Annotated in this window: 28 protein-coding genes; 15 read left to right on the plus strand and 13 right to left on the minus strand. The window is 64.5% G+C overall.

Annotated features, from left to right (window positions below; genetic code table 11):
- Positions 1–2 precede the first annotated feature (2 nt).
- From sufD to L0B83_RS05875, 6 genes are all read left to right on the plus strand, one after another.
- Positions 3–1,316, plus strand: a complete 1,314-nt coding sequence (sufD, locus tag L0B83_RS05850; RefSeq protein WP_234757468.1) for a Fe-S cluster assembly protein SufD — start codon at positions 3–5, stop codon at positions 1,314–1,316.
- 24 nt (positions 1,317–1,340) lie between these two features.
- Entirely contained in the window at positions 1,341–1,697 is a 357-nt protein-coding gene (locus L0B83_RS05855) for a non-heme iron oxygenase ferredoxin subunit (protein ID WP_234757469.1), read from the plus strand.
- A gap of 38 nt (positions 1,698–1,735) precedes the next feature.
- A complete protein-coding gene (sufC, locus tag L0B83_RS05860) occupies positions 1,736–2,530 on the plus strand; it encodes a Fe-S cluster assembly ATPase SufC (protein ID WP_234757470.1) in 795 nt (264 codons plus the stop codon).
- 14 nt (positions 2,531–2,544) lie between these two features.
- A complete protein-coding gene (locus L0B83_RS05865) occupies positions 2,545–2,877 on the plus strand; it encodes a metal-sulfur cluster assembly factor (protein WP_059389266.1) in 333 nt (110 codons plus the stop codon).
- A 105-nt stretch (positions 2,878–2,982) separates the two neighbouring features.
- The gene (locus tag L0B83_RS05870) at positions 2,983–4,410 is read left to right on the plus strand and encodes a class I adenylate-forming enzyme family protein (RefSeq protein ID WP_234757471.1); all 1,428 of its coding nucleotides are present in this window, start codon (positions 2,983–2,985) and stop codon (positions 4,408–4,410) included.
- Positions 4,403–5,620, plus strand: a complete 1,218-nt coding sequence (locus L0B83_RS05875) for a thiolase family protein (RefSeq protein WP_234757472.1) — start codon at positions 4,403–4,405, stop codon at positions 5,618–5,620. The genes L0B83_RS05870 and L0B83_RS05875 overlap by 8 nt, the downstream gene beginning before the upstream one ends.
- Positions 5,621–5,624: 4 nt before the next feature.
- On the opposite strand, the gene L0B83_RS05880 is transcribed toward L0B83_RS05875, so the two are convergent.
- The 4 genes from L0B83_RS05880 to L0B83_RS05895 form a co-directional block, all read right to left on the minus strand.
- A complete protein-coding gene (locus tag L0B83_RS05880) occupies positions 5,625–6,248 on the minus strand; it encodes an energy-coupling factor transporter transmembrane component T family protein (protein WP_234757473.1) in 624 nt (207 codons plus the stop codon).
- 7 nt (positions 6,249–6,255) lie between these two features.
- Entirely contained in the window at positions 6,256–6,978 is a 723-nt protein-coding gene (locus tag L0B83_RS05885; protein ID WP_234757474.1) for an energy-coupling factor ABC transporter ATP-binding protein, read from the minus strand.
- Between the two features lie 17 nt (positions 6,979–6,995).
- Complete coding sequence (locus L0B83_RS05890) at positions 6,996–7,610, minus strand: biotin transporter BioY (protein ID WP_234757475.1); 615 nt, start codon at positions 7,608–7,610, stop codon at positions 6,996–6,998.
- 149 nt (positions 7,611–7,759) lie between these two features.
- Positions 7,760–8,569, minus strand: a complete 810-nt coding sequence (locus L0B83_RS05895) for a hypothetical protein (protein WP_234757476.1) — start codon at positions 8,567–8,569, stop codon at positions 7,760–7,762.
- A 224-nt stretch (positions 8,570–8,793) separates the two neighbouring features.
- Between L0B83_RS05895 and L0B83_RS05900 the strand changes: the two genes are divergently transcribed.
- Positions 8,794–10,392, plus strand: coding sequence for an ABC-F family ATP-binding cassette domain-containing protein (locus L0B83_RS05900; protein WP_234757477.1), 1,599 nt, complete (start codon positions 8,794–8,796; stop codon positions 10,390–10,392).
- A gap of 9 nt (positions 10,393–10,401) precedes the next feature.
- On the opposite strand, the gene L0B83_RS05905 is transcribed toward L0B83_RS05900, so the two are convergent.
- The 5 genes from L0B83_RS05905 to L0B83_RS05925 form a co-directional block, all read right to left on the minus strand.
- Complete coding sequence (locus tag L0B83_RS05905) at positions 10,402–10,845, minus strand: SRPBCC domain-containing protein (protein ID WP_234757478.1); 444 nt, start codon at positions 10,843–10,845, stop codon at positions 10,402–10,404.
- Positions 10,846–10,919: 74 nt separating this feature from the next.
- Positions 10,920–11,405 (minus strand): YbaK/EbsC family protein, encoded by a 486-nt coding sequence (locus tag L0B83_RS05910; RefSeq protein WP_234757479.1) that lies wholly within the window; start codon positions 11,403–11,405, stop codon positions 10,920–10,922.
- Positions 11,389–12,243, minus strand: coding sequence for an SURF1 family cytochrome oxidase biogenesis protein (locus L0B83_RS05915; RefSeq protein ID WP_234757480.1), 855 nt, complete (start codon positions 12,241–12,243; stop codon positions 11,389–11,391). The genes L0B83_RS05910 and L0B83_RS05915 overlap by 17 nt, the downstream gene beginning before the upstream one ends.
- Positions 12,244–12,522 (minus strand): hypothetical protein, encoded by a 279-nt coding sequence (locus tag L0B83_RS05920; RefSeq protein WP_234757481.1) that lies wholly within the window; start codon positions 12,520–12,522, stop codon positions 12,244–12,246.
- Positions 12,519–13,022 (minus strand): DUF3099 domain-containing protein, encoded by a 504-nt coding sequence (locus L0B83_RS05925; protein WP_234757482.1) that lies wholly within the window; start codon positions 13,020–13,022, stop codon positions 12,519–12,521. Before L0B83_RS05925 ends, L0B83_RS05920 begins: the two co-directional genes overlap by 4 nt.
- Positions 13,023–13,175: 153 nt before the next feature.
- Here L0B83_RS05925 and L0B83_RS05930 point away from each other — a divergent pair, with 153 nt between their 5' ends.
- Complete coding sequence (locus L0B83_RS05930; protein ID WP_234757483.1) at positions 13,176–13,901, plus strand: beta-ketoacyl-ACP reductase; 726 nt, start codon at positions 13,176–13,178, stop codon at positions 13,899–13,901.
- A 145-nt stretch (positions 13,902–14,046) separates the two neighbouring features.
- The gene (locus L0B83_RS05935) at positions 14,047–14,796 is read left to right on the plus strand and encodes an SDR family oxidoreductase (RefSeq protein ID WP_234757484.1); all 750 of its coding nucleotides are present in this window, start codon (positions 14,047–14,049) and stop codon (positions 14,794–14,796) included.
- A gap of 80 nt (positions 14,797–14,876) precedes the next feature.
- Here L0B83_RS05935 and serB read toward each other — a convergent pair whose 3' ends face one another.
- A complete protein-coding gene (gene serB, locus L0B83_RS05940) occupies positions 14,877–15,770 on the minus strand; it encodes a phosphoserine phosphatase SerB (protein ID WP_234757485.1) in 894 nt (297 codons plus the stop codon).
- Positions 15,771–15,895: 125 nt separating this feature from the next.
- Here serB and L0B83_RS05945 point away from each other — a divergent pair, with 125 nt between their 5' ends.
- The 4 genes from L0B83_RS05945 to L0B83_RS05960 all read left to right on the plus strand — a co-directional run bounded on the left by L0B83_RS05945 (position 15,896) and on the right by L0B83_RS05960 (position 18,794).
- On the plus strand, positions 15,896–16,681 hold the full coding sequence (locus L0B83_RS05945; RefSeq protein ID WP_234757486.1) for an ABC transporter ATP-binding protein: 786 nt from the start codon (positions 15,896–15,898) through the stop codon (positions 16,679–16,681).
- An 18-nt stretch (positions 16,682–16,699) separates the two neighbouring features.
- A complete protein-coding gene (locus tag L0B83_RS05950) occupies positions 16,700–17,485 on the plus strand; it encodes a sulfite exporter TauE/SafE family protein (RefSeq protein ID WP_234757487.1) in 786 nt (261 codons plus the stop codon).
- A gap of 6 nt (positions 17,486–17,491) precedes the next feature.
- Positions 17,492–18,349 carry a TrmH family RNA methyltransferase gene (locus L0B83_RS05955; RefSeq protein WP_234757488.1) on the plus strand — a complete coding sequence of 286 codons (858 nt, stop codon included), beginning with the start codon at positions 17,492–17,494 and terminating at the stop codon, positions 18,347–18,349.
- A 208-nt stretch (positions 18,350–18,557) separates the two neighbouring features.
- Positions 18,558–18,794 carry a hypothetical protein gene (locus tag L0B83_RS05960; RefSeq protein ID WP_234757489.1) on the plus strand — a complete coding sequence of 79 codons (237 nt, stop codon included), beginning with the start codon at positions 18,558–18,560 and terminating at the stop codon, positions 18,792–18,794.
- 74 nt (positions 18,795–18,868) lie between these two features.
- Here L0B83_RS05960 and L0B83_RS05965 read toward each other — a convergent pair whose 3' ends face one another.
- A complete protein-coding gene (locus L0B83_RS05965) occupies positions 18,869–19,495 on the minus strand; it encodes a dihydrofolate reductase family protein (protein ID WP_234757490.1) in 627 nt (208 codons plus the stop codon).
- Between the two features lie 256 nt (positions 19,496–19,751).
- On the opposite strand from L0B83_RS05965, the gene L0B83_RS05970 reads away from it, so the two are divergent.
- Entirely contained in the window at positions 19,752–20,009 is a 258-nt protein-coding gene (locus tag L0B83_RS05970; RefSeq protein WP_009358283.1) for a type B 50S ribosomal protein L31, read from the plus strand.
- Between the two features lie 81 nt (positions 20,010–20,090).
- Positions 20,091–21,188 (plus strand): lipoate-protein ligase LplAB, encoded by a 1,098-nt coding sequence (gene lplAB, locus L0B83_RS05975; RefSeq protein ID WP_372461158.1) that lies wholly within the window; start codon positions 20,091–20,093, stop codon positions 21,186–21,188.
- A 23-nt stretch (positions 21,189–21,211) separates the two neighbouring features.
- On the opposite strand, the gene L0B83_RS05980 is transcribed toward lplAB, so the two are convergent.
- On the minus strand, positions 21,212–21,592 hold the full coding sequence (locus tag L0B83_RS05980; protein WP_234757492.1) for a hypothetical protein: 381 nt from the start codon (positions 21,590–21,592) through the stop codon (positions 21,212–21,214).
- Positions 21,593–21,736: 144 nt separating this feature from the next.
- On the minus strand, positions 21,737–24,352 hold the full coding sequence (gene pepN / locus L0B83_RS05985; RefSeq protein ID WP_234757493.1) for an aminopeptidase N: 2,616 nt from the start codon (positions 24,350–24,352) through the stop codon (positions 21,737–21,739).
- Positions 24,353–24,355: the final 3 nt, after the last annotated feature.

The following is a 24,355-nucleotide window of genomic DNA, read 5'->3' on the forward strand; positions in this document are numbered from 1 at the left end:
CAATGACTGAAATCACTACTGAAAAGGCCCGCATCGGCGCGCCCTCGGCACAACCGTTCATTGACGGCTTCACCGAAGAGGGCGAGAACCTCTCCCCGGTCAACACCGGAACGGAAACGACGACGGCGGCACAGGCACCGTCGGCCGGACCGCTCGCCGGCGCTTCGGCCAAGAGCCACTCCCATGGCGGCGGCGTTGGAGTTCCGGACAGTTCGCGCGCAGGCCGGCTGACCTCCTACAAGCTGGCGGACTTCAAGCCCCTCACCGGGCTTGAAGAAGACTGGCGGTTCACCCCGCTCAAGCGACTTCGCGGCCTTCACAACGAGGTCCTCTCGGGTTCGGCGCCGTCCGTCGCCGTCACCGCCCCGGAGGGCGTCGTCGTCGAGACCGTGGGGCGGGACGACAGCCGCATCGGCTCCGCAGCCATTCCGGAGGACCGCGTGTCCGCCAACGCCTGGGAGAACTTCGCCGAGGCCACCGTCATCACCGTGCCCGCAGAACTCCAGCTCGACGGCGAAGTGTCCGTCCTGCTGACCGGCACCTCCGCCGAGGCTTCTGCCCAGCACATCGTGATCGTGGCGGAACGCTTCTCCAAGTCCCGGATCGTCCTGGACCACCAGGGCAGCGCGATCGTTTCGGAGAACGTCGAAATCCTCGTCGAAGACGGTGCCGAGCTGACGGTCATCTCGCTCCAGGAGTGGAACGACGACGCTGTTCACGCCTCTTCGCAGCAGGCCAAGCTTGGCCGCGACGCCAAGTTCAAGCACATCGTGGTCAGCCTCGGCGGCGACCTCGTGCGCATGACTCCGTCGACGCGGTTCACGGCGCCTGGCGCGGAAGCCGAGATGTTCGGCTTGTACTTCGCCGACGCGGGCCAGCACCTGGAGCAGCGCCTGTTTGTTGACCACGCTGTGGCCAACTGCAAGTCGAACGTCCTGTACAAGGGCGCCCTGCAAGGCCGCAACGCGCACACGGTGTGGGTTGGCGATGTCCTGATCCGCAAGGAAGCCGAAGGCACCGATACCTACGAGGCCAACCGCAACCTGGTCCTCACGGACGGAGCACGCGCCGATTCGGTGCCGAACCTGGAAATCGAGACCGGCCTCATCGAGGGTGCAGGCCACGCCAGCGCCACCGGCCGCTTCGACGACGAGCACCTGTTCTACCTCATGGCACGCGGCATCCCGGAAGACGTCGCCCGCCGTTTGGTGGTCCGTGGCTTCCTCAACGAGATCATCCAGCAGATCAAGGTACCGGCACTCGAAGAGCGCCTCACCGACGCTGTTGAGCGTGAGCTCGCCGCGAGCGACAACTAATCAGCCAAGCAGGGAAAGCAGACTATGAGCGATCAGCCACAAGGCGAACTGGTGTGCAAGGCCAGCGAGATCCAGGTCAAGCAGGCGCTGCGCATCCTGATCGATGACTACCCCGTAGCCATCGTCAAGGACTCGATGGGGGAGATCCACGCCATTGGCGACACCTGCTCGCATGCCGACATTTCGCTCTCCGAGGGTGAGGTGGAAGGCTGCGCGATCGAATGCTGGGGCCACGGCTCCCAATTCGACCTCCGCACCGGGCAGCCCTTGCAACTCCCTGCCTATGACCCCGTCCCGGTCTTTGCCGTCACCCTCGACGGCGAGGACGTCTACGTGGATGTGACCAACGTTGTGAACGGCGCCTCGGTACAGAACTACTGAGCGCCAAGAGCCTAAAGACTTACGAAAGAAAGAAGAGCATGTCTACTCTTGAGATCAAGGACCTGCACGTCAGCATCGAGACGGAGCAGGGCACCAAGGAGATCCTGAAGGGCGTCAGCCTGACCATCAAGACCGGCGAGACCCACGCAATCATGGGCCCCAACGGTTCGGGCAAGTCGACCCTCGCCTCCACCATTGCCGGCCACCCGCGCTACAACGTCACGAGCGGCAGCATCACGCTCGACGGCGAAGACGTGCTCGCCATGAGCGTTGACGAGCGTGCCCGCGCAGGCGTCTTCCTGGCCATGCAGTACCCCGTGGAAGTTCCGGGCGTCACTATGACCAACTTCCTGCGCACCGCCAAGACGGCGATCGACGGAGAAGCTCCCGCCCTGCGCACCTGGACCAAGGACGTCAAGGCGGCCATGCAGCAGCTGCGCATCGACGCCGACTTCGCACAGCGCAACGTCAACGAGGGCTTCTCCGGCGGCGAGAAGAAGCGCGTGGAGATCCTCCAGCTCGAACTCTTCAAGCCGAAGTTCGCCGTGCTTGACGAGACTGACTCCGGCCTCGACGTTGACGCGCTCAAGGTCGTCTCCGAGGGCGTCAACCGCGCCCACGCCACGGGCAACATGGGTACCTTGCTCATCACCCACTACACCCGCATCCTGCGCTACATCAAGCCGGACTTCGTCCACGTGTTTGTTGATGGCCAGGTTGTCGAGGAGGGCGGCCCCGAACTGGCCGACCGCCTCGAAGAAGAAGGCTACGACCGTTACGCCAAGGGCGCCGGCGCAGCCACCATCGCTGCTCCCGCAGCAGCCCAGGCCTAGTTAGGACTCCCGCCATGACCGAAATCAACGCGGCTCGCACCAGCCTCGAGGACGTCGAGGAGGCGCTCAAGGATGTCATTGACCCGGAACTCGGTGTCAATGTGGTGGACCTTGGGCTGCTCTACGGTCTGAAGTACTCGGAAGAGGACGGCGCCCTGCTCATCGACATGACGCTGACCACGGCGGCATGTCCGCTGACGGACGTCCTCGAAGAGCAGGTCGGGCAGTCCTTGGACGGCATCGTGGACGACTGGCGCCTCAACTGGGTATGGATGCCGCCGTGGGGTCCCGAGCGGATCACGGACGACGGCAAAGACCAGATGCGGGCCCTCGGCTTCAACATCTAGCCATTACGACGACGGCCGGTCACCCTTTCGCGAAAGGGTGGCCGGCCGTCGTCGTACTTGTCGTCATATGCCTGCCCAAGGCGCTGAAGGGGCTAAAATTCGATGATGCCTTTTCTGGATAAACTTCAGCTCTGGGCCGACGAACGCCCCGACGACACCGCCGTCGTCGTTGGTGGTAAGCGGCTCAATTGGGCTGACCTTCGGGATGCCGCAGCCTTGCGCCTCGCTGAGACTGCCTCGACGACGATACTGGCCGAACCCAATTCCCTGGACTTCGTAGTGGCTTACACGGCCGCGGTGGCCGGCGAGCGTTGCTGTGCCGTGCTCGACCCGTTGTGGCCGCAGGCCATGATCGACGAGGTCACCCAGAGGATCGGACAATCCGGGCAGAGCGCCGTCCGGACACCAGCCGAAGGCCGGGTGCCGGGCGCGGGTGACGAGCTGACCGACGGCCATCCGGACAGCACGTTCCTGATCGGCCTGACCTCCGGAACCACGTCCGTACCCAAGGCCTTCACCCGGTCACGGCGATCGTGGCAGGTCTCGTTTGACGCCTCTATCGAATTCTTCGGGCTCACGACCGAGGACACGACGCTCGCACCGGGGCCGCTGGCCGCGAGCTTGAACCTCTACGCCTTGTCCGAATGCCTGTATGCCGGGGCGGCCTTCCACACCCTGGAGACCTTCGACGTCGGCGATGCCCACGCGGCGATCGCTTACGACGGCGTCACCCGCCTCGTCCTCGTACCCACCATGCTCCGCCTCTTGAGCGAGCGCGGACTGGCCGGGGGCGTGGACGCATCGGGCGTGCGGAGCATCATCTGCGCAGGATCGAAGCTCGACGCCCGCACCCTCGAGGCAGCCAGACGATGGGCGCCCAACGCCGCAATTTTCGAGTATTACGGCGCCTCGGAGCTCAGCTTCGTTTCCGGAACGCGCCTCGGCGCCGGGGAACCGCTCGACGCCGGCGGCACGGGAATCGGGCGGCCGTTTCCCGGCGTCGAACTCAAGATCCTGGACGACGACGGCGCGGAGCGGCCCGACGGGGCCGATGGGAACATCTGCGTCCGATCAGGCATGGTCAGCAACGGGTATCTTTGGGGCGACGACGGCCAGGCGCTGCGGTGCTTCGATGGTTGGTACACGGTGGGGGACCAGGGCTATGTGGACTCCGGTGTCCTGCATATCCTCGGCCGACGGTCAGACATGATCATTACCTCCGGGCGGAACGTCTATCCCCACGAGGTGGAACTTGCGCTGGCATCGGTTCCCGGGGTCTCTGCGGCCGTCGCGGCCGGCATGCCGGACGAAGTACGCGGCCAGAAAGTCATCGCGGGAATCGTGCCCGCTTACGGTTCGGTGACGGCAACCCAAGTAAAGACGGGCCTGGATGGTCTGCTGGCCCGGGACAAGCGGCCCTTGCGGTATTTCATGCTGTCCGAACTGCCCGTGTCGGACCGCGGGAAGGTGAGCCGCCAGATGTTGCTGGACTGGATCGGGAACAACGATCCGCGGGCGAGGCCCCTTGCCTAGCTTCGAGCCGGCCACGGGGCCGGACCCTTCCCGCCAGCCGGTGATCATCGCCGCCCTGCGCACGCCGGTTTGCCGGGCCAATGGTCAACTGAAGCCCCTTCGCGCCGAGGAACTCCTGTCTCCCGTGCTGCGCTCGCTCCTGGACACCTCCGGTGTTGACGGCTCGGACGTCGAGGACGTCGTCATCGGTAATGCGGTAGGAGGGGGCGGAAACCTAGCCCGGTATGCCGCATTGCACGCCGGGCTGCCGGTCGGGATTCCCGGACTGACAGTTGACCGGCAGTGCGGGTCCGGACTCGACGCCATCGCCCTGGCCTCGCGGCTCGTGGCTTCGGGCGGCAACGGCGTGTTCCTGGCCGGGGGAGTGGAAAGCATCAGTACCGCTCCGCTGCGGGCCAGGCGGAATCCCGATGCCGACGGCGGGCTGGACTTCTACTCCCGGGCCGCCTTTGTGCCGCCCGCGTTCGGGGACCCGGACATGGGGGTGGCCGCGGAGAACGTGGCGCTTGAGTACGGCATCAGCCGCGAACGGCAGGATGATTTCGCCTTGCGGAGCCACCAGCGGGCGGTCGCGGCCAGGGCGGCGGGCGCATTCGGTACGGAAACTGTGGCGCTGCAGGCAGGGGACGCCCTGGTGCAAACGGATGACGGACCCCGGGCATCCCTCAACGCCGGGCTCATGGGCCGCTTTCCGCCGGCGTTCGTGCCGGGCGGTTCCGTGACGGCCGGGAACTCGTGCTTCGACGCTGACGCGGCCTCCGCCGTCGTGATCACCTCACTCGAGCGCGCACGGCACCTTGGTGCTGCCGACGGTTTGCTCGTCCTGGGCTGTGACACGGCGGGCGTGGAGCCGGAATTGCTGGGCATCGGAGCCGCGGTGGCGGCCAAGCGGTTGCTGGCGAAGCTTGACGTTAAAGCTGGGGAACTTGACCTCGTGGAATTCAACGAGGCCTTCGCGTCGCAGACGCTCGCTTGCCTTGACGCGTTGGGCGTGGAGCCGGAACGGGCGAACCTCGACGGCGGTGCGCTGGCCATGGGGCATGCTTACGGAGCGTCGGGCGCTGTGCTGGTAACGCGGCTACTGGCCCAGTCCCGCAGGATAGCCGAAGCGCAGCCCGTCCGGGAGAGCTTGGCGCTGGCAATGATCAGCATCGCGGGCGGTATGGGCACGGCAGTCATGTTCCGGTACGCGCAGTTGCAGGAGGCTTGACCCGCTAGTCGGCGGGCTCGCCAAGGCCGCGGGCGGCCAGGGCGTCGCCGGTTTGCCGCGCGTAGGCGACCGTGGTGATGAAGACGGGCAATACGAGGGCGCGGGGATTGCGTTCAAGGCCCCGGGCGCGGGCTGAGTCGCGGACATCGGAGAACGCGCCGGCAATGAACGGAAGGCTGCGCAGCATGATGGCGATAGTCAGCGCGAAGCGCTCGGGGTCCGCCCCGAGCCGCTTGAAAGGTCTGGACAGGGCAACCACTCCGTCCAGCAACGCCTGGACCGGAGTCGTGACCGTGAGCACCGCCGCGGCTACGACGCAAACGAGCACATTGAGCACGATCCGCGCGGCTGTGGGGCCGCCCAGTTGCCACCATTGGACGGCGCCGATGGCAGCAAGGATCGGCGTCACGAGCCATACTGAACGCGCGAGCCGTTCGACCCCTGCACCGGTCAGAAGGAAGAGTCCGCACATCACTGCGAGGACGGCGGCGGAGACCATCCAGTCGACAACGAGGAACGAAGCAAGGCCGCAGGCGGCAACCAGCAGGAACTTGAGCCATAGCGGAGTGCGGTGCACGATCGAGTCGCCCGGCACATAGTTGGGGATCAGGACCCCGTGTCTCCTCATTTCGCCTTCACCTTGCGCCTTGGGCGGGCTCTGCGGCGCAAAGCGCCCGGTAGTGTTCGACGGCGTCGGCTGGTCCGCCGTCGAACACTATCCGCCCGTCATCCACCACCAGGGCGCGATCCGCTTCGAGGGCAAGGCCGAGATCGTGGGTGGACATGATGATCTGTTGCTCCAGGCCCGCAAGGGTCCGCCTGAGCAGTTCCCGGTTGCGAAGGTCCAGGAGCGTTGACGGCTCGTCCAGGACGAGTACGGCGGGGTTGACCGCCAGGACTGCGGCGAGGGCGAGCAGTTGCCGTTCGCCGCCGGAGAGTTCGTAAATGCTCTGGTCGGCGAGGTCGAGGAGGCCGAACCGTTCCAGGACGGCTTCCGCCCGGGCCCTGCGTTCTGTGGAATTCTTGATGGAACGGCGCAGCGACAGTTCGACGTCTTCCCGCCCGGTGGGCATGACCAGTTGCGACAAGGGGTCGGTGAACACGAATCCCACCTTGCTGCGGACACGGCGCACATCCCGCGTACTGTCGGCGCCGTTGACGCTGACAGTTCCTTCGCTGGGAGCCACCAAGCCGTTGAGCAAGCGCAGCAGGGTGGACTTTCCCGAGCCGTTGGCCCCGATGACCGCGATGCGTTGTTCCGTGAGTTCCAAGGAGACGTCTTGCAGCAAGGTCTTGGGCGCGGGGGCGCCGTCGACGGCCACGCGCACGGAGACTTCGCTGAGAATGATGGTGTTCATGTACTGCTTGTTCCGCCCTACTTGACGCGGCGGACCAGGATGTCCGGGAAGGCCTTGTGGAGCGAGACGGCGATGATCGCCGCGAGGACGTTCTTGATGGTGTCCCCGGGGTAGTAGGGCAGGTCGGCCAGGAAGGCCTTGGTGAAGTCGAACTTGGCGTTGACCATGAAGCCAAGCACTCCGAGGCCGTGGATGATGACGATGGTACTGGCCATCGCTGCGGCAAACAGGAAAAGGGCGCGGTACTTGACGGTCCTGCGGATCACGATCGCGGCCAACCAGCCGCTGGCGGCCGCCGCCAAGGGGAAGGCGATGATGTAGCCGGCCGACGGCGTTGCCAGGATACCGAGTCCGCTCCGGCCACCGCTGAAGATCGGCAGTCCCGCGAAGCCGAGAAGGGTGTAGAGCCCGACGGCGGCAAAGGCCCGGCCGCCGCCGAGCACGAGGCCGGTGAGGATGACGGCGAGGGTCTGCAGCGTGATCGGCACGCCGAGGGCGCCGACCGGGATCCCCGGAATCTGCGTTGAGGCTGCCACGAGGGCCGCGAATACCGCGATGAGGCCAATGTCCGTTGACGTCCAGCGTGCCCGGTTCGGGGTTTGTCGCGATGATGCGGTTTCGGTGCTGCTCATGGTGTGTCCTGTCTGGTCCGGGGGGCAGAGGGAATCCCCTGGAACCGACACTACAGAGCGGCCTGGCACAGCATTTTGTAGGGTGTCCACGAGCCGTGGAACAAGGCCTTGGGCCCAAGGTACAAAGAGTAGCCCCCTTGCAGCCTTGGCTATTCCTCGACGTCCTCTGCCGGCGGGGTGAAGCCTGCGCGGTCTACCTGGCGGTGGTAATGCATGCCGACCAGGCCGCCGAGTGCCGCGGCGGCGAGGGTCACCACTGCCACCACGACGGCGGCGATGATCCCGGTGGTGCTTAGCTGCCCCTCATTGACCGGAATCCTTGGGAAGCTGTTCACGTTGGCGAGGATGTTGAACCGCGGTCCGGCGAGCAAGCCCAACAAAGCCACCAGCACGGAGACGATAACCGCCCAAAACCAGACCATGAGCCCTTGCCTGACGCCGTTGAACCGGGCCATGCGTCCGGCAACGTATCCGCCGCAATAGTAGGAAAGGAACAGGATGACGAGGAGCGCGATGATCCCCGCGATGCCGACGGTCTGCGATGACGCAAGGTTCACTGCATCACTGACGTTCGCATTATTGGCGAGTCCGACAGCGATCCCCGCCGCGGCAAGGAGGGCGACCAGCAGCACGGCCATCCCAGTGGCGGTGAGCCAGCCGAAGAAGGCCGAGCCGATCTTGATTCCGCCGAATTGTTCCTTCTCACGGGCGATGACCGTCTCGCGGGTGGCGGCGCTTGGGTCTGATGCGGCCGGAACCACGGGGTAGGTGCTCGTCTCGTCGACGTAGCGGTTGTCTGCGTAGCCACGGTCGGATACAGGTGCATTGTCTGTGTATCCACGGTCGGATACAGGTGCATTGTCCGCCCTTTCCCGTCGTGGTTCGGCGGTGTAAGGGGCTTCGTCCTGGCCGACGTCGGTCCTGACGTGTTTGCCATCGGATCCTGTAGTGCTGCTCATCGAGAGCCTCCTTCGCGATCGTCCTACCTTCACCTAACCATGCGCCGAAAGTAGTAGCAAGGGTACTTACTATTTCTGGGCCGTCCTCTCCCGGGGTTGGCGCTGGCCAGTGTTCCATTCCGTGGGCGGTAGAATCGTCAAGGCCGTTTACTCGGCCCCTCCACTTCAGCCGCGCCTTGACTCCGGGTGCTGCGGGTGTTCCCCATTGAAAGGCATCCCCCGAATTGATTACCGTCCAGGAACTCGAACTGCGCGCCGGCGCCCGCCTGCTCATGGACCAGGTGAGCTTCCGCGTGGACAAGGGGGACAAAATCGGCCTGGTGGGCCGGAACGGTGCCGGGAAAACCACCCTCACCCGCGTCCTCGCCGGTGAGGGACTGCCGGCTGCGGGCAAGGTTACCCGCAGTGGTGAGATCGGTTACCTGCCCCAGGATCCGCGGACCCCGGACATGGAACAGTTGGCACGCGACCGGATTCTTTCCGCCCGCGGCCTCGACGTCGTGGTGGGCAAACTCCGGCAGGCACAATCCGACATGTCCAGCGAAGACGCCACCGTCCAGCGGAAGGCCATGAACCGCTACGACCGTTTGGAAGCGGAGTTCCTCGCAGGCGGCGGCTATGCGGCCGAGGCGGAAGCCGCGGCTATTTCCTCCAACCTGGCACTTCCCGAGCGTCTCCTGAACCAGCCGCTCAAAACCCTCTCCGGTGGCCAGCGCCGCCGTGTGGAACTGGCCAGGATCCTTTACTCGGACGCTGAAACCCTCCTCCTGGACGAACCCACCAACCACCTCGACGCGGACTCCATCGCGTGGCTCCGCGACTTCCTCAAGGGCCACCAGGGCGGGCTGATTGTGATCAGCCACGATGTGGAGCTCCTCGAAGCCACGGTGAACAAGGTCTACCACCTGGACGCCAACCGGGCGCAGATCGACTTCTACAACATGGGTTGGAAGCGCTACCTGCAACAGCGTGAAACCGACGAGCGCGCCCGTAAGCGCGAACGCGCCAATGCCGAGAAGAAGGCCCAGGTCCTCATGGATCAGGCCAACAAGATGCGTGCCAAGGCGACCAAGGCCGTAGCGGCGCAGAACATGGCCAAGCGTGCCGAACGGCTCCTGGGCGGCCTCGAGGCAGTCCGTGAGAATGACCGCGTGGCAGCGTTGCGCTTCCCGGACCCTGCTCCGTGCGGCAAGACGCCGCTCACCGCCGAGGGCTTGAGCAAATCGTACGGCTCACTGGAAATTTTCACCGACGTGGGCCTGGCAATCGATCGTGGTTCCAAGGTGGTCATCCTGGGACTCAACGGTGCCGGCAAGACCACCCTCCTGCGGATGCTCGCCGGGGTGGATAAGCCGGACACCGGCGGCATCGTCGCGGGGCACGGGCTCAAAGTGGGCTACTACGCGCAGGAACACGAGACCCTGGACCACGACCGTACCGTGCTGGAGAACATGCGTTCATCCGCTCCGGACATGAAGGACGCGGAGGTCCGGGGGATCCTCGGTTCCTTCCTGTTCTCGGGTGACGACGTCGACAAGCCGGCAGGTGTGCTTTCCGGTGGTGAGAAGACGCGACTTGCCCTCGCGACGATCGTGGCCTCGAGCGCCAACGTGCTGCTCCTGGACGAACCCACCAACAACCTCGACCCCGCCAGCCGCGCAGAGATCCTGGGCGCGTTGCGAAACTATTCCGGCGCCGTCGTGCTCGTCAGCCACGATGAAGGCGCCGTTCAGGCACTGAACCCGGAACGGGTTGTCCTGCTTCCGGACGGCGTCGAAGACCACTGGAACGAAGACTACCTGGACCTCATCACCCTCGCTTAAGGCTGAGCCTCAGGGCATCTCCCACGGTACGGAGGCAAGCGGGCGGCCCAGTTCGATGTAGCTTTTCAGATTGGACAGGACCGCCGACCATCCGCGGCCCGCTATCGCCAATTGCTCGTCGTCGGCGATGTTGCGGTGGTGGACGGTAAGCCTGGCGATGCCATCGTGTGACTCAATGGTGAACGTGACCACGTCCGGCTTTACGACCGCGGGAACTGAAGGATCCTCCCACGTGTTCACCAGGCGCGCCGGGGGTGTCGCTTCGAGGATGGTTCCCACCACGTCCGCGGTTCCGGAGCCGTCCGTGCGCTGGTGTTCCCACCGTGAACCGGGCTTCCAATCCGAGACATTGGCGTGGCCCCAGTATTCAGCACTTTGGACTGCGTCCGTCAGTGCCGTCCAAATCTGGTCCGCTGTTCCTTCGATGTACGTGACGTAGGTGTATTCAGCCATGACCACCAGCCTAGCCCCAGGCCATGATGGATCAATGGTCCCTGTCGGACCAATAGCCCCGCCGGACTGCGGGTTCAGCGGACTTTGAGGGGCTGGGCGGCCGTGATCCGTTGGAGTTCGCTGTAGCTGATGGAGAACATCGAGTTATGGTCGCCCGCGCCCGCCCAGAGCACAGGATGATCCTGGAGCGATATGTCGAGGATCGTCCGTATGGGCCGCGGGTGTCCAAGTGGAGCGACGCCGCCCACTGCCTGGCCGGTGTGCTCCAAGACAAAGTCCGGGCTGGCCCGGCGGATCTTGGCTGTTCCGAGGGAATCGGCTACCAAGGCGGTGTCCACCTCGGCGGCCCCGCTTGCGAGGATCAACAGGGGAGTGCCGTCAAGTTCGAAGACCAGGCTGTTCGCGATGGCCGCAATGTCGCAACCCAGCAAGGAAGCTGCTGCTGCGGCGGTAGGCACACGGTCATCGAAGGTGCGCACTGTGTCTTGGGCGCCGGCCGCGGTCAGGGCCGACTTCACATTCAGCACGGGGGCCGGGAGCATGTCAGTAGCCTTGTGCATCCAGGATCGCGTCTTCCTCTTCTTCGGCCGTCCGCCGCTTTGATTTCCGTGGCGCGGGTGACTTGGGCCGAGGCGTCGCGCTGATCTCTTCTTCCTCGTCCTCGGCATCAATCTGCGCATTGCGGGCCTGTTGCCTGGCCGCGTAGCCGAAACCGACGAACATCAGCACGCCGAAGGCGAACCACTGCAAGGAGTACGAGAGGTGGGTGCCTTCGTCCGTGGCCGGTTTGGCGAACGGAGCCGGCATCACCGGGACGGCGGGCGATTCCGTGGCGAGCTGTCCGTAGGCCCCGGTCATGATGGGGTAGCCAAGCTCGGAGGCGTACGAGGGGAGGTCGATCGATGCCAGTTGGCCGTCCACGGCGCCCCGGTCCAGTTTCGGCTCCGAGGCCTTCAAGCGCGCGACGACGGTGACCTCGCCGGCCGGCGGGGCCGGGATGCTGTCCGGATGCCCGGGCGTCTTGTTTCCGATAGGCAACCAGCCACGGTCGATGACTACGGCTTCACCGCTCGACAACCGGAACGGAACCACGACTTCGTACCCGGGCTGGCCGTTGAGGGGGCGGTTGCGGACCACGCGTTGGCCCGCAAGGTCATAGCTTCCGTGGAGCTCGACTTGTGCCCATTCTTTTTCGGGATCCAAGGACTGGAATTGGGCCTTGGCGGCGGAGAAAGGAAGGGGGGTAGCCGAGTAGTTCGAGACAACGCGGTTGATTTCCGCCAACGTCTCGGCCCTGCGGTCCATTTGCCAGCGGCCCAGCAAGACGCAGCCGGCGGCAAAGATCAAGGCCAAGACGAAATAGCCCAGCCACTTGCTGGAAAAGAGGAAGCGGTACATTCAGTGGGCCTCGCCTGGGTCAACGGTCATAGGGAACGGCTGGGTCTCTTTCCAAAGCCCGCGGGTCTGCAAGTAGTCCTCCAGCCATTCCCGGTGTACCGCGCAGGACAGCCACACTTTGCGGCGGTCGGGGGTGTGGATGCGTGGATTGTTCCATAAGAGCTGCCACGTTGCCTCGGCGCGGCACGCCTTGCGCGAGCAGACGGCCGGAGTCGCGACGCCCCGGCCCGCATCCTCTTTCTTCTCCAGCCCAAGGCCGCCCATCGTGAAGATATTCATGAAGCCGCCTGTTCTTCCCCGCGGTGCGGTGCGTGCTTGTTGCTGCCGGGGTCTGCGCCGCGTGTTTCATCGCCGCCGGACTCTGCGTCGTCGTCGACGATTTCGCCTTCGAATACTGCCGGATCCGCGTCCGCTTCCCGTTCGTCAGCCCGCGACGCTTCCAGCTCGGCGGCCGGGACATGGTCCAGCAACGCGTCGCTGTGGACTTCGGCCTTGTCGCTGCCATTGGCGATCACTACGGCAATCCAGGGCAGGAACACGGCCCCCGCTACAGCGATGATCTTGAACCAGCCGTCGACGACGAAAATGAGGATGAGGCACACCAAACGGATACCCATGGCCAAGGCGTACTTGACCATTCGATCGCGCATGTCGTCCGAGTGGGCGGCGGCGGCGTCGGTAATGCTGTGTACCACGGGGTCACCTGAAACGGCGTCCGGGTCCCCGGGCGCCCGCAGGGGACTGCTGTCTCTTGTCACGGCTGATTCATCACGCTCCAACGGCTTCCCTTAATTCTCTCACCCTCGGACGGGCCGCCCAAACCGCGCCGGGCGGAGCTACCCGCGGCCGCGGGTCCGCGGCGGCTAAGATCGATCCAGGAAATCACCCACTTTCAAGCGGCACAGTCCTGTCGCGGAACCCTGGAGAGCAGCATGTCTGAAGCAGTATCAACCGCCCGCAGTGTCCTCATCACGGGCGGAAACCGCGGCATCGGCCTGGCGATCGCAGAGGCATTCCTCGCCAATGGCGACAAGGTTGCCGTGACGTACCGCAGCGAAACCCCCCTCCCCGAAGGCATCCTTGGCGTCAAGGCCGATGTGACTGACGAAGCGTCCCTCGACGCAGCGTTCAAGGAAGTCGAGGCTGCCCATGGACCTGTCGAGGTTCTGGTAGCCAATGCCGGAATCACCAAGGACACGCTCCTTTTGCGCATGAGCGAGGAGGACTTCACTTCTGTCATCGACACCAACCTCACGGGTGCCTTCCGGGTCATCAAGCGCGCCTCCAAGGGCATGATCCGGCTGCGCAAGGGCAGGGTTGTGCTGATCTCTTCCGTGTCGGGCCTTTACGGCGCCCCGGGCCAGATCAACTACTCGGCCTCGAAGGCGGGCATGGTAGGCATCGCACGTTCCCTCACCAGGGAACTTGGCAGCCGGGGCATCACGGCGAACGTGGTGGCACCGGGTTTCATCAACACGGATATGACGGCAGAACTTCCCGAAGACACCCAGAAGGCCTACTTGGCGAGTGTTCCGGCTGGCCGTTTTGCCGAAGCATCCGAGGTGGCCAACGTGGTCCGCTGGGTTGCCAGCGACGAAGCCGCATACATTTCCGGTGCTGTCATCCCCGTGGATGGCGGCCTGGGTATGGGCCACTAGCAAACGCCGGAGCCCGGTTCTTTGTGGGGACCCCACAGACGGAATCGGGAATCCCGCTGGCATGATTGACTCGGGACCAATGGAACTTGGACGTTATGGACAAGTTGGACGTTTGAATGCAGACGTTTTGAATGAAGGAGCATGAATGGGACTGCTGGACAACAAGACGGCGATCGTCACCGGATCTTCGCGTGGCATCGGCGCCGAGGTAGCCAAGATCCTGGCAGGCGAGGGGGCCGCCGTCGTCGTCAACTACCGCCAGAAGGCGCCACGCGCCAATAAGGTCGTGAGCGAGATTGAAGCGGCGGGAGGGCGCGCCGTCGCCGTTGGCGCCGACCTGACCACCCAGGAAGGCGTCCAGGCGCTGGCCAGCGCCGCCATGGAAAACTTCGGATCCTTGGACGTCCTAGTCTTGAATGCTTCCGGCGGCATGGAGTCCGGCATGGAAGAGGACTACGCCCTCAAGCTGAACCGCGACGCCCAGGTCAACATGCTCAACGCCGCGGTCCCGCTCATGCGCGAAGGCTCCCGCGTTGTCTTCGTCACCAGCCACCAGGCACACTTCATCTCGACCGTTCCGACCATGCCGGAGTATGAGCCGGTTGCACGCAGCAAGCGCGCCGGGGAGGACGCCTTGCGTGAGCTCCTCCCGAGCCTCGCCGAGAAGGGCATCTCACTGGTGGTGGTTTCCGGCGACATGATCGAAGGCACTGTGACGGCCACCCTCCTGGACCGCTCCAACCCGGGCGCCATCGAGGCCCGCCGCGCCGAGGCAGGCAAGCTGTACTCGGTGCAGGAGTTCGGCGCCGAGGTGGCCAAGATGGCAACGGCCGACGTCGAAAGCGGCCACACCGAATACGTCGGTGGTGCCGACTACTTCGGCAAGGGCGCCTAGCTCCCGGAGGAAACAAAAAGCGGCCCGCGACTGCCTGAACGGCAGTCCCGGGCCGCTTTTTGGTGGCGCACGGCGCCGGGCTAGACGCCGGCGATGTGCCGGACGGCGTCGAGGTACGGCATGTTGATGGCGGCGTCGGCAACGGCACGGACGGCAGGCTTGGCGTTGAAGGCGACGCCGATGCCGGCGGCTCCGAGCATGTCGAGGTCGTTCGCGCCGTCGCCCACTGCGATGGTGTGCTCAAGGTCGATTCCCTCGGCGGCCGCCCATTCGCGGAGGTACTTCTCCTTGGCCGCGCGGTCGATGACGTCGCCAAGGACCCTGCCCGTGAGGAGCCCGTCAACGATTTCGAGTTCATTCGCGATCCAGTAGTCCAGCCCGAGTTCCTCGGCGATGGGTTGCAGGATCTGGTTGAAGCCGCCGGAAACAACGGCCACCGCATGTCCGGCCGCCTTGAAGGCGGCAACGAGTTCCGCCGCGCCCTCGCTCAACCGCACCTCGGCGCGGACGGCATCGACGACGGCGGCCGGCAGCCCCGCGAGGACCGCCACCCGGGCGTGAAGGCTTTGCGCGAAATCCAGTTCGCCCCGCATCGCGGCCTCGGTCACGGCAGCCACTTCCTCGCGCTTTCCGGCGTGCGCGGCAAGGAGTTCGATTACTTCCTGCTGGATCAGCGTGGAGTCCACATCCATGATCAGCAGCTTGCGCGAAGCGTTGCGCAACGCGTCGGCGACGATCGCGGTGTCCATGCCCGGTGCGGCGGCCTCGGCGACGCTGCGCCGGATGCCCGACAGGTCGGCGACGGTGGCTCCGTCAACGGCCAGGCCCATGGTGTAGACCCCGAAGCGCTCGTCGCCCGAACGCGACTCTGACGTCAACGAAGCCCCCGATTCGGACAGCACCTCGCGCAGGTGTTCAAGCTCCGAAAGGGACAAATTCACGCCATAGCTGACCGCAGTCAAGTTCGAACTCATGGCTGCAATCTTAGCGAGGGGCGAACCGCCGCCCGAACCGGTGTTTCATCCACGTCGTCGCACAAAGCATGTGACCGAAGTTCCAGTTATCTATCGCCCCTGTTTTTGTCCTAGTGTCTACTCCTATGAGTGATGTTCTTGAATTGGCTTCCGTCAGCGTTGTCCGAGGCACCAAGACCCTGTTGGACAAGGTTGACTGGCAGGTCAATGAAGGCGAACGTTGGGTCATCCTCGGTCCCAACGGTGCCGGGAAGACCACGTTGCTCCAGATTGCGGCCGCCCGCATGCACCCCACCAGCGGGAAAGCCGGGATCCTTGATGAGACGCTCGGCCGCGTGGACGTCTTCGAACTCCGCCCGCGCATCGGCCTATCCTCCGCGGCCCTGGCCACCCAGATCCCTGAGCATGAGAACGTGCTTAACGTCGTGGTCACCGCTGCCTACGGCGTGACGGGCCGCTGGCGCGAGGGATACGAGCGCGACGACGAGCGGCGCGCCTTCGGCCTCCTCAACGAATGGGGGATGGGCCCCTTGTTGAACCGTTCTTTTGCCTCGCTTTCCGAAGGCGAGCGCAAGCGCGTGCAGATCGCCCGCGCCCTCATGACGGACCCGGAGCTCCTCCTGCTCGACGAGCCGGCCGCGGGCCTTGACCTCGGTGGACGCGAAGAGCTCGTCCATAAACTCGGCGAACTTGCCCGTGACGAAGACGCTCCCGCCATGGTCCTTGTGACCCACCACCTCGAAGAAGTCCCGCCGGGATTCACCCACGCCATGCTGCTGCGCGACGGCGGCGTGGTGGCGTCGGGCCCCATTGAGGAGGTCCTCACCGAGGAGCACCTCAGCGACACTTTCGGCCTGCCCCTGGACGTGACGGAAAACTCCGGCCGCTACACGGCCACCGCACGCCGCTAAGCGCCGCTGCCAGAAACAGTGGAGATACTCAGCGGCATCCTGGTCTTCTTAGCGGGCTTGTGGGCGGGGACCATCAACAGCGTGGTCGGCTCGGGCACGCTCGTCACGTTCCCGGTCCTCATCGCACTCGGCTACGCACCTGTTACGGCCTCCATCAGCAATGCCATGGGCCTCGTGGCAGGAAACGTCACCGGGGCCTGGGGCTACCGGCACGAACTGAGGGGCCGTGGCCGGCAACTGCTTAGGCTTTTGCCGGCGTCGGTCCTTGGCGGCATCACGGGCGCGTGGCTGCTGCTGCACCTCCCCGAGAAGGTCTTCTACTACGCCGCTCCCATCCTGATCGTCGTCGCGCTGCTCATGGTGCTTTTCCAACCCAGGCTCCAGCGGTGGGTCCAGGACCGGGAAGGCAACCCGGAGCATGCCATCCATGACAAGCGGCACACGGTCATCCTGGTGGTCTTGGTGTACCTCGCCGGGGTGTATGGCGGCTACTTTGTGGCAGCCCAAGGCATCCTGCTCGTCGGCATTCTGGGTGTCTTCATGACCGGGACCATCCAGAACGCCAACGCGATGAAGAACATCCTGGTGCTGGCCGTCAACGTGGTGGCCGCGTGCTCCTACCTCTTGATTGCGTTCGGGCGGATCGAATGGCCGGTGGTGGCAGTCATTGCGGTCAGTTCCTTGATCGGCGGCCTGGTGGGTTCCAAAGTAGGCCGCCGCCTGAAGCCCCTCGCCCTGCGGATCGTGATTTTCGCCCTCGGGCTCGTGGCACTGGGCTTCATGATCGCCAACCTGCTGAAATAGGAACCCGTGACCTTCCACTACCTTGAGTCCGCCGACGATCCCCGCGTTGCCGACTACACACAACTGACGGATGTCCACCTCCGCAAGCTCCGCGAGCCCGAGGAAGGCATGTATATTGCCGAGTCGTCGCGGGTCCTGCGGCGGGCCCTCGCGGCCGGGCACCGCCCCCGCTCCTTCTTCCTTGCGGAAAAGTGGTTGGCAGACCTCGACGATGTCTTCCAACAGTTCCCTGAGGTGCCGGCCTACATCGGCACGGCGTCCCTGCTCGAGGAAATCACCGGATTCCACCTGCACCGCGGCGCCATGGCGGCAATGCATCGCCCCGCACCGCTTCCGCTCGGGGACCTTCTGGCCGGGGCACAGCGCGTGGCTGGGCTGGAGGACGATTCTTCACGATCGAAAGGCGCTCCGCACCGGTCGAGGATCGCGATCCTGGAAGACCTGACCGATCATACAAACGTAGGTGCGATTTTCCGCAGCGCCGCAGCAATCGGTGTTGACGCTGTCCTGGTCTCGCCACAGTGCGCCGACCCGCTCTATCGACGTTCCATCCGGGTGTCGATGGGGACCGTGTTCCAGGTTCCTTGGACGCGGATCGAATCGTGGCCTGGGGACCTTGAGGTCCTCAAGGAAGCAGGCTACTTGGTGGCTGGCATGTCGCTCGGCGAAGGGGCGATTACACTCGATGAGCTGGTCGCCCAGGACCATCCGAACCTGGCGCTGGTCTTCGGAACTGAAGGCGAGGGGCTGAGGCCGGAGACCGACCAGGTGCTTGACGCGCGCGTAACGATTCCGATGATGAACGGCGTGGATTCGCTGAATGTCGCGGCGTCATCCGCGGTTGCTTTCTACGCGACGCGGTAGGCGGAAGCTCCCTTGATGTCGGGGGTTATTGTTCTGTATTAATGACCGGGTGCTACAGCTGGACCGGACAAAACCAGATCTGCGCACAATCTAGTCCTCCAGGATGATGTATCCCTCGGCGCCGGAGACATAAAGTGAGAGACGATCATCACTTTTGTCTGCTTAATCCATGCCAGCCCGCGACTGCGCATAACGCACAAGGAGGAACATGCTTGCCTTCCGGTACGTGTACAGCGCCGTATTCCTCTTCGCGGTTTTTTGGGCGATCTTTCTCGAAGACCTCCCGGTCTTCGGGCGGCTCGTCTTCCCGCTCTTTGTGCTCATTCCCCTGATCCTCAACGAAATACAGATCCAGAAGACACGGAAGCTGAGAGCAGAACTCCGCTCACACGAGGCAACGTCCCTGCGGAACGAGGTCCACCATGACTACAGGGAAACAAGCTAGCCAGAACGCTTGCTTTCGCTTCGTCGGCGGGTGCCTTCTACGCGACGAGGTCGTGAACGGCGCGGTCCCCATTCTCATTTGGTGGGGTCGGACGCGTAACGGGGGAGTCCGGCGGGCCGGTATGTCTGCAGGATGATTCCCTTCGGGAAGGCCCGCGTCGCCGTCAGTTCGAGCGCTAGATCGGGGCCTTGTTCCGGGAACAGCCGCTCGCCTTGGCCTACGATCACGGGGCACACGAGCAGGGTGAGCTCGTCGACAAGGCCGCTTGCAAGCAGCCAGCGGGTGAGTGCGCCGCTGCCATGAACCTGCAGTTCGCCGCCAGGCTGGGCCTTGAGGTCACGTATCACGCTGGCAAGGTTCCCGGAGAGCACGGTTGTGTTCGCCCAGGACGGGTCGGTGAGGGTGGTGGATGCAACGTATTTCGACTTGGTGTTCAAGGCTGCGGAGATCGGGTTGTCGCCATGGTCGGAGCCCCAGGTGCCGGTTCCCCAGGACCAGGCGAACATCTCGTAGGTGCGTCGGCCGAACAGGAACGCGTCGGCGCGCTGGTAGTAGTCGCTGACGTAGGCCTGCGACTCGTCGTCGAACAGCGGCCTGGCCCAGCCGCCTCTGTCCATGCCCGGGTCGAAGTCGGGATGGCGTCCGCCGTTGGACTGATAGACGCCGTCGACAGACACTTGGATGTTGACCTTCAGTTCCATGGCAGTGGTTCCTCGTCCCATCGTGGCGGTCGTTTTGGTACCCCGCCTGATTGCCCGATATGTCGCTTAAAAAGTGAAGCACGCTCGGCCACGGCTGAGTATGCATTGGGCTGTGTCGACGTTGTTCGTCGCAGGGTGCGGTTTCCGCTATGATTGATTGTTGGCCCGGCACGGGGAATTTGTTTTCAATGCGCGGTCCGAATCCATTCATACCTGGCAGCTGGCAAAATCCAGCTGCGCGAACAAAGGTCCCATTATGAAGTCTGATATCCACCCGAAGTACGAAGCTGTTGTCTTCAACGACCTGGCTTCCGGCGTCAAGTTCCTGACCAAGTCCACTGTGTCCTCTTCCAAGACCATCGAGTGGGAAGACGGCAACACCTACCCGGTCATCGACGTCGAAATCTCCTCCGAGTCCCACCCGTTCTACACGGGCAAGCAGCGCATCATGGACTCTGCAGGCCGCGTCGAGCGCTTCAACGCTCGCTTCAAGGGCTTCGGCGGCAAGAAGTAACCAACTTCACCTCCAAGCTTCACCAAAAGCCCGCACCCGCCGAATCCTCGGCAGCTGCGGGCTTTTGCGTTTTCGGGCAGGATGGACGCCATGACTTCCAGCGCGCTTTCCGAGCAGAACGAACCCCGGCTCCACGGTGAATACAAGGTTCCCGGCGGGAAGCTCGTGGTGGTGGACCTCGAGGTGGTCGATGGGCGGTTCGCGCAGGTCTCGCTCAGCGGCGACTTTTTCCTGGAACCGGACGAGGCCCTGTTGGACATCAACCGGGCGCTCACGGGCCTTCCGGAAGGTTCGACGCCGGGAGAGATTTCCGCGGCCGTCTCCGCCGCGCTGCCTCCCGGCGCCGTCCTGTTCGGCTTCTCTGCCGACGCCGTCGCCGTCGCTGTCCGCAGGGCGCTCTCCAAGGCCAGCGGGTGGGCGGACCACCAGTGGGAGGTCATCCCGCCGTCCGTCCTTCCCACCCGCCTTAACGTAGCCCTGGACGAGGTCCTCACCGAACGCGTCGGCGCGGGCCTCCGCAACCCCACCCTGCGTTTTTGGGACTGGGAGGAGCCGTCCGTGGTGATCGGCAGCTTCCAGTCCTTCCGCAATGAAGTCGATCCCGACGGCGTGGCGCGCCACGGCATCACAGTGGTCCGCCGCATCAGCGGCGGGGGAGCCATGTTCATGGAATCGGGCAACTGCATCACTTATTCCCTTTATGTGCCGCAGAGCCTCGTAGATGGGATCAGCTTCGCCGATTCCTACGCGTTCCTGGACGCGTGGGTCATGGCCGCCCTGGAAAAACTGGGCATTACCGCCTTCTACGTCCCGCTCAATGACATCGCCACCGATCAAGGCAAGATCGGAGGTGCGGCGCAAAAGCGCCTTGCCAACGGCGGCATGTTGCACCACGTCACCATGAGCTACGACATCGACGCCGACAAGATGGTTGAGGTGTTGCGCATCGGAAAGGAAAAGCTTTCCGACAAAGGCACGCGCAGCGCCAAGAAACGGGTCGATCCCCTCAGGCGGCAGACCGGCCTGGCCCGGACGGAAATCATCGACGCCATGCAGGCGGTGTTCACCGAACGCTACGGTGCCACAGAGTCCCGCATCACCGACGAGGAATTGGCAACAGCCCGGGAGCGGGTGCAGTCAAAGTTCGGCACCGAAGAATGGCTGCACCGGGTTCCTTAGCTACTCTGTCGCGAAGCAGTGCGCTACCGGTTTCCATCGCCGTCATCCGGTCCGCCGTTATCGTCGCCGTCGCGATCGCCGCCGTTGGGGTGCCGCGGCGGCGGTGGGACCATGCGCGGTGGCGCCGGTGCCGGAGGCGGGACGACGGCCGGCGGTGCCGGAGACGGCTGGACGACGGCAGGAGGGACCGTGGGTTGCGGGGCCGGCGCAGGAGGTGGAACCGCCGTCGGCTCGAGCGTGGTCGGCGGGACGGTGGCTGGGGCCGTCGGCGCTGGTGTCGATGCGCCAGTGGCGGGCTTGGTTGTTGCTGGCGGCGGAGCGGCGGGCTGTCCGCCGAAGCATCCTCCGAGTAAAAGGCTGGTGCCCAGCGCCGCGACGGCAAGCACGGGGCGAGGGATCTTCATGGTGACCGTCCTCAACAAGAGCCCATGCGGAGCGCCGGGCTTTCAATCTAAAGACGGTGCTGGAGATTTCCCCGGTTCAAACGCCAGCCCGTCAACCCCGGAGCGCAATCTCGCGTGGCCACTTGGCTGCACCGGGCTCCCTAGCTACTCCGCCTGGAAGCCTGCCGCTTGGGCCGTCAGGGCCCGGAACAGATGGCTCCGCTGTTCAATGACGATGCGACGCAGAGCCCGTGGAGCATCCGTGTGGGCGCTCAGCCAATCGTCCGTACGCCGAAGCACCGGATGATCGGCGGGCGCCATGCCCGCGGGCAGGTCCTGCGCCGAGGGGAACAGGCCGCGCACAATCCGGCTTGCGATCTCGATGCTCCTGGCCTGCCAGACGTTCTCCAAACAGTCGAAGTATCGCTCCGTGAAGGGGTCCAGGAGCCCGGACGGGGCTAGCGAGAATCCCGCGATGGTCGCGCTGAGGATCTCGTTGGAGAGCCTGGTGTCGTTGACAGCAGCGTTCCACGCCGCTTCTTTGACCGCGGCTTCGGGACGGGCAGCCGCGGCCCGTGCATGGCCTTCGCGTCCGGAGGCGGTGCGGTCGATGGCGAGTTCGGCATCCAATTCGGTGAGCGTGGCCGCTCCGTTGGCTGCCAACGCCTGCCACAGGGTCCACCGGAGATCCGCATCCACCGTCAGCCCGTCCACTTTCACGCTCCCGGAGAGGATGCCGCGGAGGAATTCGACGTAGCCGGCATCGTGGCATGACAAGTCCGCCAGGGTCCTGGTCCACGCGAGTTGCTGGTCCGAACCCGGCTCGGAGGCCCGAAGCTGCATGGCGCTGGCGGCCATCAGGCGCTCCCGGACCTCGTTCCGCTGCGGAGCCGGGACGTAACGTTCGACGGCGGTCACGGCGTTGCCCAGAACGTTGAGAAGGACCCCGATTCCTGACTCGGCAGCCGCGAAGCTTTCGACGGCGGCGACGTACTGCGCCGCGGGGGTAACGGCGTCGCGTGCCGAATCCCACAGGGCTGTCCAGCACAACGCCCGCGCCATCGGATCGCCGAGGCGGTCAAGGGAGGAACGTACCGTTGCCTCGGACCCGGAATCCAGGCGGACCTTCGCGTAGCTGAGGTCGTCGTCGTTGACGAGAAGGAGGGCCGGGCGGGGCCTTCCCACGAGTTCGTGCACGGTGGCCTCGGCGCCGTCGAGATCGAGTTCGAGGCCCTCCGTGCGGAGCAACTGGCCGCTGCCGTCAAAGTCGTAGAGGCCGATCCTGAGCCGATGTGGGCGGTGCTCTTGCTTGCCGGTAAGCGGGTCCACGGAATCCTGGCGGAGAGTGACCGCCGACATCGCGCCGTCGGTACTGGAGATCCCGGCTTCGATGGTGGAGATGCCTGAAGTCTGCAGCCACTGCCGGGCCCACGTGCCGAGATCCCGGCCTGATGCTGCGCTGAGCGCTTCGAGGAGGTCCGCCAAGGACGTGTTACCGTACCCGTGATCCTTGAAATAGCGGCGCGAGCCGGCAATGAACGCCTCGAAGCCGACGTAGGCCACTAATTGCTTGAGCACCGATGCGCCCTTGGCATAGGTGATGCCGTCGAAGTTCTGCTTGGCGGCTTCCAGGTCCGGAATGTCGGCCACGATGGGATGGGTTGTGGGCAACTGGTCCTGCATGTAGGCCCAGGACTTGCGCTTGTTCGCGAAATCCACCCACGCACTGTCCCAATCGGTCGCCTTGTCGACGCCGAGGGTGCCCATGTAGTCGGCGAAGGATTCCTTGAGCCAGAGGTCGTCCCACCACGTCATGGTCACGAGGTCTCCGAACCACATGTGTGCCATCTCGTGCATGAGCGTATTGGCCCGGGCCTGGTATTGGGCATCCGTGGCCCGCGAGGTGAAGACGTACTTCTCCGTGAAGGTGACGAGTCCCGGATTCTCCATCGCACCGAGGTTGTACTCGGGAACGAACGCCTGATCGTACTTGCCCCACGGGTAGGGATAGTCGAACAGATCGTTGAAGAAGTCCAAGCCGTTCTTCGTCAGCCGGAAAAGCTCCGCGGCGTCGAAAGACTCCTGCATGGATGCGCGGCAGTAAAGGGCCAGCGGAACCTCAAGGCTGGTCCCGTCGTCGAGCGTTGTGCTCCAGTGGTCCTCGGCGCGGAAATACGGTCCGGCGAGGACGGTGGTGATGTAGGTGGACATCCGCTTGGTGGTGGCAAAATCCCACTGGCTTGCGGCCGGATCGTCCGTGAGCTGCGTCCGGGCAACCTCGGCGCCGTTCGAAGCGACCTGCCAGGCGGAAGGCGCGATGACCTGGAAGGTGAATTCCGCCTTCAGGTCCGGCTGTTCGAAATTCGCAAACACGCGGCGGGCGTCGGCCGGTTCGTATTGCGTGTACAGGTAGCACTGTCCGTCGGCGGGATCGACGAAGCGGTGCATGCCCTCGCCTGACCGGCTGTAAAGGGCGGTTCCGGTCACCATGACCTGGTTTTCGGCCTGGAGGTTGCCGAGGTGGATCCTGTCGCCGTCCACTACCTCGGCCACGTCGACGCTCTGTCCATTGAGGACGACGCTGTGCACACCGCCGTGGATGAAATCCAGGAACGTGGAAGAACCGGGCTCGGCCGAGAAGTCAATGACACTTCGGCTTGTGTACCCCGGCACGCCGGCATCTGCGGCGTCGCGGATGTCAAGGGATACGGCGTACCTGTGGGTTCTGACCAGGGCTGAGCGAGTGGCGGCTTCGGCGCGCGCCAGGTTGTGATTCGACACCAA

The organism is Arthrobacter alkaliphilus, from assembly GCF_021483235.1.
Taxonomy (GTDB): domain Bacteria; phylum Actinomycetota; class Actinomycetes; order Actinomycetales; family Micrococcaceae; genus Arthrobacter; species Arthrobacter alkaliphilus.

Bases quoted from the DNA above. Each gene is read 5' to 3' on its own strand.
- serB (WP_234757485.1), bottom strand. From the start codon at position 15,770: ATGAGTTCGAACTTGACTGCGGTCAGCTATGGCGTGAATTTGTCCCTT.
- L0B83_RS05895 (WP_234757476.1), bottom strand. From the start codon at position 8,569: ATGAGCAGCACTACAGGATCCGATGGCAAACACGTCAGGACCGACGTC.
- L0B83_RS05880 (WP_234757473.1), bottom strand. From the start codon at position 6,248: ATGAGGAGACACGGGGTCCTGATCCCCAACTATGTGCCGGGCGACTCG.
- L0B83_RS05960 (WP_234757489.1), top strand. From the start codon at position 18,558: ATGCTTGCCTTCCGGTACGTGTACAGCGCCGTATTCCTCTTCGCGGTT.
- L0B83_RS05910 (WP_234757479.1), bottom strand. From the start codon at position 11,405: ATGCACAAGGCTACTGACATGCTCCCGGCCCCCGTGCTGAATGTGAAG.
- L0B83_RS05915 (WP_234757480.1), bottom strand. From the start codon at position 12,243: ATGTACCGCTTCCTCTTTTCCAGCAAGTGGCTGGGCTATTTCGTCTTG.
- L0B83_RS05935 (WP_234757484.1), top strand. From the start codon at position 14,047: ATGGGACTGCTGGACAACAAGACGGCGATCGTCACCGGATCTTCGCGT.
- L0B83_RS05980 (WP_234757492.1), bottom strand. From the start codon at position 21,592: ATGAAGATCCCTCGCCCCGTGCTTGCCGTCGCGGCGCTGGGCACCAGC.
- sufC (WP_234757470.1), top strand. From the start codon at position 1,736: ATGTCTACTCTTGAGATCAAGGACCTGCACGTCAGCATCGAGACGGAG.
- L0B83_RS05855 (WP_234757469.1), top strand. From the start codon at position 1,341: ATGAGCGATCAGCCACAAGGCGAACTGGTGTGCAAGGCCAGCGAGATC.
- L0B83_RS05965 (WP_234757490.1), bottom strand. From the start codon at position 19,495: ATGGAACTGAAGGTCAACATCCAAGTGTCTGTCGACGGCGTCTATCAG.
- L0B83_RS05870 (WP_234757471.1), top strand. From the start codon at position 2,983: ATGCCTTTTCTGGATAAACTTCAGCTCTGGGCCGACGAACGCCCCGAC.
- L0B83_RS05920 (WP_234757481.1), bottom strand. From the start codon at position 12,522: ATGAATATCTTCACGATGGGCGGCCTTGGGCTGGAGAAGAAAGAGGAT.
- lplAB (WP_372461158.1), top strand. From the start codon at position 20,091: ATGGACGCCATGACTTCCAGCGCGCTTTCCGAGCAGAACGAACCCCGG.
- L0B83_RS05890 (WP_234757475.1), bottom strand. From the start codon at position 7,610: ATGAGCAGCACCGAAACCGCATCATCGCGACAAACCCCGAACCGGGCA.
- L0B83_RS05885 (WP_234757474.1), bottom strand. From the start codon at position 6,978: ATGAACACCATCATTCTCAGCGAAGTCTCCGTGCGCGTGGCCGTCGAC.
- sufD (WP_234757468.1), top strand. From the start codon at position 3: ATGACTGAAATCACTACTGAAAAGGCCCGCATCGGCGCGCCCTCGGCA.
- L0B83_RS05865 (WP_059389266.1), top strand. From the start codon at position 2,545: ATGACCGAAATCAACGCGGCTCGCACCAGCCTCGAGGACGTCGAGGAG.
- L0B83_RS05905 (WP_234757478.1), bottom strand. From the start codon at position 10,845: ATGGCTGAATACACCTACGTCACGTACATCGAAGGAACAGCGGACCAG.
- L0B83_RS05930 (WP_234757483.1), top strand. From the start codon at position 13,176: ATGTCTGAAGCAGTATCAACCGCCCGCAGTGTCCTCATCACGGGCGGA.
- L0B83_RS05945 (WP_234757486.1), top strand. From the start codon at position 15,896: ATGAGTGATGTTCTTGAATTGGCTTCCGTCAGCGTTGTCCGAGGCACC.
- L0B83_RS05970 (WP_009358283.1), top strand. From the start codon at position 19,752: ATGAAGTCTGATATCCACCCGAAGTACGAAGCTGTTGTCTTCAACGAC.